Annotated in this window: 13 protein-coding genes; 9 read left to right on the top strand and 4 right to left on the bottom strand. The window is 40.8% G+C overall.

The window, feature by feature from the left end:
• Window positions 1–70: 70 nt before the first annotated feature.
• The 8 genes from ACT3S9_RS18015 (at window position 71) to ACT3S9_RS17980 (ending at window position 6,711) form a co-directional block, all read left to right on the top strand.
• Window positions 71–520, top strand: coding sequence for a DUF3261 domain-containing protein (locus ACT3S9_RS18015; protein WP_444751142.1), 450 nt, complete (start codon window positions 71–73; stop codon window positions 518–520).
• Between the two features lies 1 nt (window position 521).
• Window positions 522–1,691, top strand: a complete 1,170-nt coding sequence (locus tag ACT3S9_RS18010; protein WP_441834577.1) for a beta-ketoacyl-[acyl-carrier-protein] synthase family protein — start codon at window positions 522–524, stop codon at window positions 1,689–1,691.
• 3 nt (window positions 1,692–1,694) lie between these two features.
• Window positions 1,695–2,150 carry an ApeP family dehydratase gene (locus tag ACT3S9_RS18005; RefSeq protein WP_441834578.1) on the top strand — a complete coding sequence of 152 codons (456 nt, stop codon included), beginning with the start codon at window positions 1,695–1,697 and terminating at the stop codon, window positions 2,148–2,150.
• A complete protein-coding gene (gene fabG, locus ACT3S9_RS18000; RefSeq protein ID WP_441834579.1) occupies window positions 2,150–2,875 on the top strand; it encodes a 3-oxoacyl-ACP reductase FabG in 726 nt (241 codons plus the stop codon). The genes ACT3S9_RS18005 and fabG overlap by 1 nt, the downstream gene beginning before the upstream one ends.
• On the top strand, window positions 2,875–4,104 hold the full coding sequence (locus tag ACT3S9_RS17995) for a beta-ketoacyl-ACP synthase (protein ID WP_441834580.1): 1,230 nt from the start codon (window positions 2,875–2,877) through the stop codon (window positions 4,102–4,104). The genes fabG and ACT3S9_RS17995 overlap by 1 nt, the downstream gene beginning before the upstream one ends.
• Entirely contained in the window at window positions 4,097–4,909 is an 813-nt protein-coding gene (locus ACT3S9_RS17990) for a MipA/OmpV family protein (RefSeq protein ID WP_441834581.1), read from the top strand. Before ACT3S9_RS17995 ends, ACT3S9_RS17990 begins: the two co-directional genes overlap by 8 nt.
• Window position 4,910: 1 nt before the next feature.
• Window positions 4,911–5,342: an excinuclease ABC subunit A gene (locus ACT3S9_RS17985; protein ID WP_441834582.1), complete on the top strand. Its 432-nt coding sequence runs from the start codon at window positions 4,911–4,913 to the stop codon at window positions 5,340–5,342.
• A 67-nt stretch (window positions 5,343–5,409) separates the two neighbouring features.
• Entirely contained in the window at window positions 5,410–6,711 is a 1,302-nt protein-coding gene (locus ACT3S9_RS17980) for a DEAD/DEAH box helicase (protein ID WP_441834583.1), read from the top strand.
• Between the two features lie 10 nt (window positions 6,712–6,721).
• Here ACT3S9_RS17980 and ACT3S9_RS17975 read toward each other — a convergent pair whose 3' ends face one another.
• The 3 genes from ACT3S9_RS17975 to ACT3S9_RS17965 all read right to left on the bottom strand — a co-directional run bounded on the left by ACT3S9_RS17975 (window position 6,722) and on the right by ACT3S9_RS17965 (window position 9,672).
• The gene (locus ACT3S9_RS17975; RefSeq protein WP_441834584.1) at window positions 6,722–8,245 is read right to left on the bottom strand and encodes an amidase family protein; all 1,524 of its coding nucleotides are present in this window, start codon (window positions 8,243–8,245) and stop codon (window positions 6,722–6,724) included.
• An 84-nt stretch (window positions 8,246–8,329) separates the two neighbouring features.
• Window positions 8,330–9,175, bottom strand: a complete 846-nt coding sequence (locus ACT3S9_RS17970) for an IS3 family transposase (protein WP_444511517.1) — start codon at window positions 9,173–9,175, stop codon at window positions 8,330–8,332.
• Window positions 9,172–9,672, bottom strand: coding sequence for a transposase (locus ACT3S9_RS17965; protein ID WP_444750572.1), 501 nt, complete (start codon window positions 9,670–9,672; stop codon window positions 9,172–9,174). Before ACT3S9_RS17965 ends, ACT3S9_RS17970 begins: the two co-directional genes overlap by 4 nt.
• Before the next feature lie 169 nt (window positions 9,673–9,841).
• Between ACT3S9_RS17965 and ACT3S9_RS17960 the strand changes: the two genes are divergently transcribed.
• Window positions 9,842–10,726 carry an IS982 family transposase gene (locus tag ACT3S9_RS17960; RefSeq protein ID WP_193039152.1) on the top strand — a complete coding sequence of 295 codons (885 nt, stop codon included), beginning with the start codon at window positions 9,842–9,844 and terminating at the stop codon, window positions 10,724–10,726.
• A 16-nt stretch (window positions 10,727–10,742) separates the two neighbouring features.
• Here the strand turns inward: ACT3S9_RS17960 and ACT3S9_RS17955 are convergent, their stop codons facing one another.
• The gene (locus ACT3S9_RS17955; protein ID WP_441836621.1) at window positions 10,743–12,353 is read right to left on the bottom strand and encodes an NAD(P)/FAD-dependent oxidoreductase; all 1,611 of its coding nucleotides are present in this window, start codon (window positions 12,351–12,353) and stop codon (window positions 10,743–10,745) included.
• Between the last annotated feature and the right edge of the window lie 60 nt (window positions 12,354–12,413).

Genomic DNA, 12,413 nt, shown 5'->3' with positions numbered 1-12,413 from the left:
TGCGGCTCTAGTATTAAGTGCGTGCCAATCAGTAACGAAGGAGCCAAAAACAGCTGCGCTCTTTAATTTAATGCCAGTGCCTGAACGATTCGATGAAGGTGGCTGGCTCGAAAAGTTTCAGTTTTCAGGCGTAGTAGATCAATCAATGTTGGTGTCGACAGAGTTTTCAGCACCGATGATTAAAGTTGCCGCATTAACGTTTGAAGGTGTTCCCTTGACGCAGTTGCAGTTTGATACGCAAACCCAGCAATTAACGACGACAAATACGTTAGGAATAGATTTTGATGGCAAAAAAATTATTTATGATATGCAAAGTGCATTTTGGCCATTAGCACAACTTGAAGCGAATATGTTTGTAAATACTCACGTTACAGAGCAGGTAAATGGACAGCACCGAACTCGGCAGTTTTTCCGTAATGAGACATTAGTACGGGAAATAACGTATAATGGTGCATTAACTCAAGTAACAGAGTTTGAACAAAATTACCGTTTAAAAATAGAACGATTAGAAGAATATTAATATGCAACAACCGCTATTTATTAGCCATTACGCCATGGTCAACCCTTTAGGGGGCGACAATAAAACAATAAAACGTAACCTGTTAGCAGGTAACCAAGATGGCATTGTTATAAATCATAGTTTGCTAAATGAAGGGCCTATATACGTTGGTGCTGTGCAATCGCCGCTGCCTTTGCTGGATGAGTATGCGCTTGAGTTCCAAACACGTAATAATCAACTGGCAGCATGTGCTCTTGAGCAGTTAAAAGTTCCCGTCGCTGAGTTAAAGCAGCAATATGGTGCAAGTCGTATCGCTGTGATTGTTGGTACCAGTACCTCTGGAATCGCTCAGGGTGAGCAGGCCATGGCTGTACAGCAACAGCAGGGAGACTTTCCAAGCGAGTACCATTACCAACAACAAGAGATGGATAATTTATCACAGTTTATTCGTACTGCACTTGATTTAGAAGGACCTGCCTTAACGTTATCAACGGCATGCTCATCTAGCGCCAAAGCCTTCGCTACGGCACAAGAAATGATTGCAGCTGGGCTTGCTGATGCAGCGATTGTCGGTGGTGTAGATAGTTTGTGTGGCATGACGGTTAATGGTTTTTCGGCGTTAGCGTCAACATCATCAGCAATAAGTAATCCATCCAGTCGTAATCGAGATGGCATCAATTTGGGTGAAGCAGCCGCTTTGTGTATAGTGCAAAAACACGGAGCTGTGAAGCTTTTAGGTGTAGGTGAATCAAGCGATGCTCACCATATGTCGGCGCCGCACCCTCAAGGTGAAGGTGCTGTTGTTGCAATGCGTCAAGCATTAGCGCGAGCAGGGTATCAAGCAAGTGATGTTGATTATGTAAATTTACACGGTACAGCCACACCCAAAAATGATGAAATGGAAGCTATTGCTCTGGCGGAAGTATTTGGTACCGATACACCTTGTAGCTCATCAAAAGGTATGATTGGCCATACACTAGGCGCTGCTGGTGCGACTGAAATTGGTTTATGCTGGTTGTTACTTGGTGGACATGATTACGCCCCACATGTTTGGGATGGTGAAGCTGATGCTGCATTACCCACAATTAACTTAGTTCCGATAGGTACTAAGAAAAACACAAAAATTAACACGTGTTTGTCAAACTCATTTGCTTTTGGCGGCAACAACGTTAGTGTATTAATCGGATTATAAGATATGTCTGTGTACCCAATTGAAACTATTCTACCTCATACTGCACCCATGATTTTAATCGATAGCTTAGATAGTTACGATGAAAATAATGGTTGTTGCTCAGTAACTATTTCACCACAGAGCAACTTTTATGACGCTGATACTAAAAGCGTGCCAAGCTATGTTGGTATTGAATATATGGCACAAACCATTGCCGCGTACGCCAATGCAAATCACATTGATAGCGGTGCCAAAGTAGAAATTGGTTTTTTAGTTAGTAGTCGTAAATATAAAATGTACAACAACGAATTTTTATTGAACAGTAAACTAACCATAAAAGTAGAAAAGCTTTATAGCGAAGCAAATGGCTTAAGTGCATTCGGTTGCGTAATTCAACAAGCCGATAAAATTTTAGTTGAAGCTAAAATAAATGTATTTCAACCTGAAAACCCAGAACAATTTTTAGCGGAGCAAATGTAATGTCAAAACGTGTATTAGTAACCGGTTCAAGTAAAGGGCTCGGAAAAGCAGTTGCTTTGCAGTTAGCAAAAGATGGTTTTGATATCAGTTTACATTGTCGCTCAGGTTTAGAAGCTGCTCAGCAAGTACAACAAGAAATAGCGGCTCTAGGTGTTAATGTTGATATTTTACAATTTGATGTTGCTGATAGAGCCAGCGCTAAAGCTATTTTAGATGAATACGTTGAGAATAACGGTGCTTTTTATGGGGTTGTTTGTAATGCTGGCATTACAGCAGACACAGCCTTTCCTGCGATGACTGATGATGAGTGGGACAGTGTCATTCATACCAATTTAGATGGTTTTTATAATGTACTCCACCCACTTGTTATGCCTATGGTACGTACTCGTAAAGGTGGTCGAATAGTTGCCATGTCGTCTGTTTCTGGCGTGGCGGGCAATCGCGGACAAGTCAATTATAGCGCATCTAAAGCTGGCGTAATTGGCGCATCAAAAGCACTTGCTGTTGAGCTTGCTAAACGAAAAATCACGGTAAATTGTGTTGCGCCAGGTTTAATAGATACCGGTATGACTGATGATCTACCTATTGCAGAAATGACTAAAATGATCCCTGCTAACCGAATGGGTAACGCAGAAGAGGTTGCTGCTGCAGTGGCTTTTTTAATGTCTGATGGTGCCAGTTATATCACGCGACAGGTCCTACAAGTTAATGGTGGGATGGCTTAATGAAACGTGTAGTTGTAACGGGTATGGCGTCAATCACTGCATTAGGCGACAATTGGGCCGATTTTAAATCGGCATTAATAAAAGGTGAAAACGCCGTCAAACGCATGCAAAACTGGGAATACATTGATAACTTAAATACTAATCTTGGAGCCCCAGTTGATAACTTTAGCCGTCCTGCACATTACTCGCGTAAAAAAGTGCGTTCAATGGGACGAGTGTCTATGATGTCTACGGTTGCCACAGAGCAAGCGCTTGAGCAAGCGTCTCTTTTAGAACACCCCGCATTAACTGACGGCACAACAGGGGTGTCTTATGGTTCATCAATTGGTTCAACAGAGCCGTTAGTATCATTTGGACGGATGATGGATTCAGGCTCCATGAATGGCGTGACAGCAACTAGTTATATTCAAATGATGGCCCATACAGCTCCTGTAAATGTAGGTGTTTTCTTTGGCTTAAAAGGACGTGTTATCACAACTAGTTCTGCGTGTACGTCAGGTTCGCAAGGTATTGGCTATGCATATGAAGCAATTAAGTTCAGTCGTCAAAAGTTGATGGTTGCAGGAGGCGCCGAAGAGCTATGTGTTACTGAAGCCGCTGTATTTGATACACTATATGCAACGAGCACACAAAATGACACGCCTAAAAAAACACCTCGTCCATTTGATAAAAGCCGCGATGGGTTAGTTATTGGCGAGGGGGCAGGCACTTTAATTTTAGAAGAATATGAACACGCTAAAGCACGCGGTGCAACGATCTTGGCTGAAGTTGTAGGTTTTGGTTGTAATTCTGATGGTCAACATGTTACACAACCTACTTCGGCGACCATGCAGGTAGCGATTGAAATGGCATTGCAAGATGCTAACTTATCGGCAGATCAAATTGGTTATGTAAATGCTCATGGCACCTCAACGGATCGTGGCGATATTGCTGAATCACATGCAACGTATAATGCACTAGGTGCAAAACCAATCAGTTCTCTAAAAAGCTACTTAGGTCACACCTTAGGTGCGTGCGGTGCAATTGAAGCATGGGCAAGTATAAATATGATGAACGATAACTGGTTTGCACCCACTATTAATCTGACAGATATTGACAGTGACTGTGCCCCACTTGATTACATCACAGAGCAAGGACGTGAAATCAGTACTAATTATGTGATGAGTAATAATTTTGCTTTTGGTGGCATTAATACTTCGCTTATTTTTAAGCGCTATCAGGGTGAATAAAATATATTGGGTATTCACTTTGCTCATTTTTAGCTGCGCGAGCACCTTTGCGGCATCTAAATTGGAAGTTGGTGGTGGTGTGTTCATGGCTGATATTCCGCATTATTTAGGCGCAGAGCAAAGTGAACAATACATCTTACCCATGCCCTATATTCGCTATCAAAGTGATGAACTAGATATAGACCGAAATAGCTTTACGGGTTATTTATGGCAAAGCAATAATTTACATTTAGATATATCAGCAGGGGCTAGTTTAGCGGTCGATAGTAAAGATAACCGTGCCCGCCAGGGAATGGATGACTTAGATTGGGTATTTGAATTAGGACCTTCACTAAATTATTACTTTTTAGGGTCACCTAAAACGGCAAAGCACTTTTATGTTGGCTTATTTACCCGAAAAGCCATAGCAACTGATTTTGGCTCAGTGACTAATGCAGGTTGGCGATATGGTCCAAATATTTACTTTGAAGCGCCGCTCATCAGCCATGAAAAATATCAATTAACCACAAGCATAAGCATAAATGCAAATTTTGCCGATAGCCGCTATTTGAATTATTATTATGGTATAACGCAGATAAATAGCAGTGAAATACGTAGTGAATTTAGTAGCAGATCGGGGTATTCAGGTTCGGACTTATCTATAGGTCTAAACCTTGATAGCAAAAAGTATTGGTTAGGTGGTTTTATTAAATATCACCACTTAGCAGATAGTAAACAGCAACATAGCCCATTGGTTAAACAAAACAGCAATGTGTCGTTAGGCCTTGGTGTTGCTTGGAAATTTTATACACAACAAGGAAATTAACATGAAATTTATTACGAGCTTACTTTTAGTCATAGCAACACTAACAGTAACCGCGGTTGAAGCGCGCGATGATATTGGTAAATACCCAATTCAGTCATTACTTGAAACAACGAAAGCAAAAAATGCGTTATTGGATATTCCTTTGTATTTTGCTGATCAAACTTACTCTGCTCATAGTAGTAAATATGGTGAAGTGATCACTAATAAAAAAACCAACGCATTTAATAAAAGTGATCAAGAAGCATGTGAGTGGGTGATGCTAAGCGCGTTAAAAGCGCTGCAGGAGCGCGCAGTTAAAGAAGGTATGAATGCAGTTGTAAATATTCAGTCTTATTATAAAAAACGTGAGTTTGTTAGTAGCACCGAATATGAGTGTGGTGCAGGGATGCTGATGGCAGGCGTTGCATTAAAAGGCACTTTAGTGAAATTATAACTAACCCTTTACTAGTTGATGCTGTATAATTTGCGACCCTTGATTATGTGGCCTAAGGTTATACAGCATGAATTTTAAATCTTTTAGTTTTGCCCCTGAACTTATCCAGGCGTTAGATGAACTTAACTATCACACCCTTACGCCCATTCAACGCGGTGCAATTCCTGCCGTTCGTAAAGGCAAAGATGTACTTGCTAGTGCACAAACAGGTACTGGCAAAACCGCGGCGTTTTCGTTACCGCTTATTCAAAAGCTTTCAGAAGTAACGCATACAGCTACTAATGCTCCACGTGCATTAATATTGGCACCTACTCGCGAATTAGCGGAGCAAATTGCTAATAACGTTAAAGATTACGCTAAGTATACAGAACTTAAAACTGTGTGTTTATTTGGTGGTGTAAGTCTAGCAGGCCAAGAAAATGGCTTAAAAGAAGGTGTTGATATTGTCGTTGCTACGCCTGGGCGTTTACTTGATCATATTCGTTTAGGTAACTTAAGCCTTGCTCAGGTTGCACACTTAGTGCTTGATGAAGCTGACCGTATGCTTGATATGGGCTTTATCACAGATATGCAAAGTGTAATAAAAAGTTGTGCACAAGAGCGTCAAATATTATTATTCTCGGCGACTTTCCCATCAGCAATAAAACAGTTTGCAAGCAAAGTATTAAAGCAGCCTGAAATCGTGCGTGTTGACCAAACTAACAGTACTGCCGCGACTGTGAATCACGTAGTTTATCCTGTGGAAGCACGCCGTAAACAAGAGTTATTATCTGAGCTTGTAGGTAAAAAAAATTGGCAGCAAGTGCTAGTGTTTGTAAACATGAAAGAAACCGCCGATGAGCTAGTAAAAGAGCTAAACCTTGATGGTATTCCTGCCGGTGTTTGCCATGGCGATAAAACTCAAGGTAATCGTCGCCGCGCATTAAGTGATTTTAAAGCGGGTAAAGTACGTGTGTTAGTGGCAACTGAAGTTGCAGCCCGCGGTATTGATATCGATGACTTACCACGTGTTGTTAATATTGATTTACCATGGCTTGCTGAAGATTACGTACACCGTATTGGTCGTACTGGCCGTGCAGGTAAACAAGGCCAAGCAATTTCATTTGTAAGCCGCGAAGAAGAAAACATGTTATTTGAAATTGAAACTTTAATTGGCCAAAAAATTAAGCGTGAATATTTGCCAGGTTATGAAGTGAGTAATCGTGAAGTATTGATTGATAAAATCGGTAAAAAACCGTCACACTTACGCCGTAGTCACTCTAATAAGCCTTCTGGTCAAGCAACGGGTGAAGCGCGAGCTAAAAATCGCTCACGTATTTCTAATGTGCGTAAATCGCTAAAAGGCGAAAAGTTAACGTTAAAGAAATAACGACCTGATACTATTTTATAAGCCCACTAAGCGGGCTTTTTAATGCCTGATTGATTTGTTTAGCATACGTATAAGCATGTTGCTCTTTGTTGGGTGCCGCTAATATGCTCAACCCCACCGGTAAACCATTTACTTCACCAAGCGGCAAAGTTATATGGGTAGTGCCTGCAATCGCAGATAGTGTGCTGCTAGTACTGCCTTTAAGTTTATCGTCATTGATCAAATCTGTTTTCCAAGCTTCAGATGTGCTTGGGGCAATGAGGACATCAATATTAGTATAGGCTTTATTAAGCATTGTTAGCGCTAATTGTTTATAGCGTGACTTAGCTTTTAGGTATTTATTCTTATCAGCGTTAAGGCGTATTGCCTCTGACTGAATAAGAATGTCTTGGCCAAAATGTGGCATAACCTGTTGCTTATACTTGTCATTAAAAGCTATAAGCTCTGCTAAATTTGTTACTTTTACTCCGGTAGGCGTATTGTTTAAATAGGCATTTATATCTGCTTTAAATTCATACAAAAGCACAAAGTATTCATCAATAAATAAGGTATTTAGATCACCCTCAATACTAACAGGGGTTATTGTATGGCCTGCGCGCTTTAGTGTTTTGAGTTGGCGCTGAAATAACTGCTGAGTTTCGATAGTAAAACGATCAGGGGCTAAAACGCCAATACGTAGCTTGTTTTTGGCCTCAATCGTTTTATTGCTGAGCTTATAGTCTTTTGTAGTTGCATCTTTTTTATCTATGCCTTGAATAACTTCAAGTGTAGCTAAAGCATCTTCTAAACTATGTGCCATTGGGCCTATCGTGTCTTGACTCTTAGAAAGTGGTACTATGCCTTCGCGCGATACTTGCCCCATACTAGGTTTTATCGCATAAACTCCGTTTACAGATGCAGGGCAGATGATTGACCCATCAGTTTCTGTGCCGAGAGTGACTGTAGCAAAGTTAAGTGCTAGGGCTACCGCAGAGCCTGCACTTGAACCACACGGATTGCGACTGCTATCGATCGCATTATTGGTTTGTCCTGCAATACTACTCCAGCCAGGTGACGAATAAGACGAACGAAAATTTGCCCATTCACTTAAGTTCGTTTTACCTAAAATAATCGCACCGGCTTCACGTAGCTTTTTAACCACGGTAGCATCTCTATTGGTGATATTATTTTTAAGGGCGAGGGAACCTGCGGTAGTCGCAACGGGGCCAATCGTTTCAATATTGTCTTTTAATAACACGGTTATACCATGTAGAGGTCCAGCCCACTTTCCTTGAGTTTGCAGGTCATCATGTTGTTTAGCTTGTTTAAGTGCTGAGGGGTCGATGGCAATAACAGCGTTATACTGCGGGTTTAATTGTTTTATATTTGCTATATGCGCTTTAGTTAATTGAACCGCAGTTAACGAACCATCTTTGTACTGTTGTTGAATATCAGCGATAGTGGTTGGCAGTGGTTGCGCCATTGCATTGAACTGTGTGCAAGCTAATACCAGTAGATAAAGAATGTGAGCAAGAGTACGGGTTATTTTTATCATTGTTATCTATCACTTTTGCTAATTAATGTAGTATAAAAAAGCCCCATAATATAATGAAGTGACCCCATAAAGTTGGACTCATTTCTAAGCGGCAGCCAAGGCCTGATTTCGATATTGTATCGGACTCAGGCCTTTTAGTTTCAGCTTAATACGCTCATTGTTATAATAGTGGATATATTCTTTGATGTTTTCAATGAGTTCATTCGCGTCCTTGAACGTTTCGTTGTGATACATCTCGCTTTTCAGTATGGCAAAGAAATTTTCAGCAACAGCGTTATCTAAACAGTTTCCTTTTCTAGACATACTTTGTTTTAACCCTTTTTCTTTAAGGTGCTTTTGATATTGCTTGTTTTGATATTGCCATCCTTGGTCTGAGTGTACTATCGGCTTCTCGTTCGGCTTCAACTTAGCCGTTGCGGTTTTAAGCATGTCAGTTACCAAGGGAAGCGCAACGGATTTTCTTACTTCGTAACTGATTATCTCTTGGTTGAATAAGTCAATCATAGGCGATAGATATACCTTCTCATTATCCACTTTAAACTCCGTCACATCCGTTACCCATTTTTGATTAGGCTTCTGCGCAGTAAACTCGCGGTTAAGCGTATTTTCTGCGATTTTACCCACTTCACCTTTGTAAGATTTATAGCGCTTAGGCCTTACTTTTGACTTAAGGCCTAACTCATTCATTAGACGTTGAACGCGCTTATGATTAACGAGTACCCCCATTTTTCTTAGGGCACTCGTAATTCTGCGATAGCCATATCGCCCTTTATGCGTGTGATAGATATCACGTATTTTTACGAGTAAATCACTGTTGGCGCAGGGCTGCTCACATGTAGTTCGATGATAATAGTAGACACTCTTCGCCAACCCCGTGGCCTTTAATAGATGTCGTAAGCTATGTTTTGCCTTGAACTCTTCGACGACTATCGTCTTGTCTTTGCTTTTTTCTTTCTGGCTTGAGCCAAGGCTTCTAACTTTTTTAGCACATCATTCTCTGCTCGTAAGTATGCTAACTCTTCTCGTAACTCCTCCTCAGTCATTTGCTCTACTGGTTTTGATGAAGAAGAATTATTTGTCATGGTTGGCCTACCTTTTTTCTGTGGTTGGAGACGGGATATACCATCGCGAGCATAAAGCTTTTGCCATTGAAAAAGAATACCTGGGGACGATAAATCGAAGAACGCACTGGTATAGCTGAGTGACCAACTGTTAGCTGCCATCGATTTTAACACTTCTATCTTAAATGCTTGAGAATAAGGTTTGTGAACAGACCTGAAGCTTTCAGCGCCATGAATTCGATAAACAGCGGTCCAATATCGGACCTGCCTTTGTGTAACATTAAATCTATTACCTATCGCCGGAGAGCTTTCAGATAAAGCGAACTCAGCTACTTTGAGCTTAAAAGCTCGATGATGTTTGGACATAAAAAGACCCCCAGTAATTGGACTGTCCAACTATTGGGGGTCACTTCATAATATGAGGCTTTTTTATATAACGTTAATTAACCTGAATCTCGTTTAAGAAATTGAACTAAATGCCTGTTCCGAGATCCGATCTTTCGACCAAGAACGATTGGATAGACAAGGAACAGGCATGATTAAATTAGTTGAATTGTTTTGCGATGTCGATGATTTTTGCAAAGTATTTATACCTCAATGGGAAAAACAATTACTCGAAGATGGTACCCAAAAACGTCAGCGAGCAGGACGTATGACGACCAGTGAAATTATGACTATTGTCATTAGTTTCCATATGTCGCATCACCGTGATTTTAAAAATTACTATCTTGGCTATGTTTCACTTATGTACAAAAGTGAATTTCCTAACTTGCTCAGTTACACGCGATTTTTAGCCGTTATGCCGAGGGTACTTGTGCCGATGTGTGCCTATTTTACTTCACTTAAAGGTAAACCCACAGGTGTTGAATTCATTGACTCTACATGTATCAAGGTGTGCCATAATATTCGTATTCCTAGGCATAAAACCTTTGATGGAATAGCCCAGCGAGGCAAAGGAACGATGGGTTGGTTTTATGGCTTCAAACTGCATTTAATTGTTAATCATCATGGTGAGATTGTTGCTGCAAAAGTGACAACAGGTAATGTGCATGATACGCAGCCAGTGCGTGAATTAGCGAGCTGCCTGACAGATAAACTGTATGGTGACAAAGGATATTTAAGTAAAGCTTTAGAAACGGACTTACTTGATAAAGGTGTAAAGCTTATTACGACTGTTCGCAAAAATATGAAGGCAAAAGCGATGTCACTATGGGATAGAGCGATGCTTTCAAAGCGCTTTATAATCGAGACAATTAATGACCAACTCAAGAACATATCCTTCATTGAACATTCGAGACATCGGAGTATGAACGGTTTTATGTTGAATTTAGTGGCTGGATTGGTGGCTTATTGCTTAAAAGAAAATAAGCCACACCTTAATTTAACTGACGTAGAGCTCAATGCATTAGTTATCGCTTAAACAGATCTCAGGTTAATTATCTACTCTTTTCAATCATGGACAAAGCTAGTGCTTCCGCGGCTTTTATGCCATCAATCCCAGCAGATAAAATGCCACCTGCGTAACCCGCGCCTTCACCTGCAGGGTATAAACCTTGAGTGTTAATGCTTTGCATACTCTTATCGCGCTTGATACAAATAGGTGATGAAGTACGGGTTTCTACTCCAGTTAATAAACCATCGTTAGTTGAAAAACCGCGGATTTTTTTATTAAACGCAGGGATTGCTTCACGGATTGCGTCAATAGCAAAACGTGGTAATACTTTCGATAAATCCGTTAATTTAATGCCTGGCGTGTATGACGGTTTTACATCACCTAATTCACTCGAATCTTTACCCTTTAAGAAGTCACCGATAAGCTGCGCAGGTGCGTCGTAATTACTACCGCCAAGTGCGTAGGCCTGCTCTTCTAATTTACGTTGTAACTCTATACCAGCAAGTGGATCACCAGGGAAATCTTCATCAGGGGAAATCCCTACCACAATCGCGCTGTTGGCGTTACGTTCACTACGTGAGTACTGGCTCATTCCATTGGTTACTACTCGGCCTTCTTCAGATGTGGCTGCTACGACAGTACCGCCTGGACACATACAAAAACTGTAAACTGTACGGCCGTTATCACAATGATGAGCGAGTTTATAATCGGCAGAGCCTAGAATCGGGTTACCCGTATTAGGCCCAAAACGACATTCATCAATCATTGATTGTTTGTGTTCAATTCTAAAACCAACAGAAAATGGTTTTGCTTCTACATAAATACCCTTGTTGTGAACCATTTGGAATGTATCACGGGCGCTGTGGCCAACTGCTAATATTACGTGTTTGGTATTGAGCTGCTCACCGCTAGAAAGCTGTAACCCTGTAACTTGACCATTTTCAAGTAAAATATCGTCAACTCGAGTGCTAAAACGGATTTCACCACCGAGCTCTACAATATGCGCACGCATTTTCTCAATCATGGTCACTAGTTTAAAAGTGCCAATGTGGGGTTTACTTACATAGCGAATTTCATCAGGAGCACCTGCTTTAACAAACTCTGTGATCACTTTACGACCATAGTGCTTGGGATCTTTGACTTGGCTGTATAGTTTTCCGTCGGAGAAAGTACCCGCACCACCTTCTCCAAACTGCACGTTAGATTCGGTGTTTAAGGCGCGTTTACGCCAAAAACCAAAGGTATCTTTAGTGCGCTCGCGCACTTCTTTACCGCGCTCTAATATAATGGGATTAAACCCCATTTGAGCAAGTACAAGCCCTGCAAATAACCCACACGGACCAAAGCCAATAACCACTGGGCGTTCTGTTAAGTTTATAGGTGCTTGGCCGACAAATTTATAACTTGTATCTGGTGCGAGTTTGACGTGTTGATCTGTACTAAACTGAACAAGTAATGCGGCTTCATTATCAATTTCAATATCTAAGGTATAAATAAGTAATATGGCCGTTTTTTTACGGGCATCGTAACCACGTTTAAAGATATTAAAGCTATGTAGTTGTGTTTTTTCTACTCCTAACTTACTGATTATAGCTTGTTCAAGTGCTTGTTCATCATGATCAAGAGGAAGCTTTATTTCTGTTAAACGTATCATAGTGGGATCTCAATTAAGTGTCTTAGCGAATAATTAATTAAATCGCTCACAAGATTGAGC

Source organism: Pseudoalteromonas sp. AOP31-A2-14 (genome assembly GCF_052378035.1).
Lineage (GTDB): Bacteria > Pseudomonadota > Gammaproteobacteria > Enterobacterales > Alteromonadaceae > Pseudoalteromonas.
The sequence above is the reverse complement of the archived record's forward strand: the minus strand, read 5'-3'. Positions and strand labels throughout refer to the sequence as shown.

Bases quoted from the DNA above. Each gene is read 5' to 3' on its own strand.
- ACT3S9_RS18015 (WP_444751142.1), top strand. From the start codon at position 71: ATGCCAGTGCCTGAACGATTCGATGAAGGTGGCTGGCTCGAAAAGTTT.
- ACT3S9_RS18010 (WP_441834577.1), top strand. From the start codon at position 522: ATGCAACAACCGCTATTTATTAGCCATTACGCCATGGTCAACCCTTTA.
- ACT3S9_RS18005 (WP_441834578.1), top strand. From the start codon at position 1,695: ATGTCTGTGTACCCAATTGAAACTATTCTACCTCATACTGCACCCATG.
- fabG (WP_441834579.1), top strand. From the start codon at position 2,150: ATGTCAAAACGTGTATTAGTAACCGGTTCAAGTAAAGGGCTCGGAAAA.
- ACT3S9_RS17995 (WP_441834580.1), top strand. From the start codon at position 2,875: ATGAAACGTGTAGTTGTAACGGGTATGGCGTCAATCACTGCATTAGGC.
- ACT3S9_RS17985 (WP_441834582.1), top strand. From the start codon at position 4,911: ATGAAATTTATTACGAGCTTACTTTTAGTCATAGCAACACTAACAGTA.
- ACT3S9_RS17980 (WP_441834583.1), top strand. From the start codon at position 5,410: ATGAATTTTAAATCTTTTAGTTTTGCCCCTGAACTTATCCAGGCGTTA.
- ACT3S9_RS17975 (WP_441834584.1), bottom strand. From the start codon at position 8,245: ATGATAAAAATAACCCGTACTCTTGCTCACATTCTTTATCTACTGGTA.
- ACT3S9_RS17965 (WP_444750572.1), bottom strand. From the start codon at position 9,672: ATGTCCAAACATCATCGAGCTTTTAAGCTCAAAGTAGCTGAGTTCGCT.
- ACT3S9_RS17960 (WP_193039152.1), top strand. From the start codon at position 9,842: ATGATTAAATTAGTTGAATTGTTTTGCGATGTCGATGATTTTTGCAAA.
- ACT3S9_RS17955 (WP_441836621.1), bottom strand. From the start codon at position 12,353: ATGATACGTTTAACAGAAATAAAGCTTCCTCTTGATCATGATGAACAA.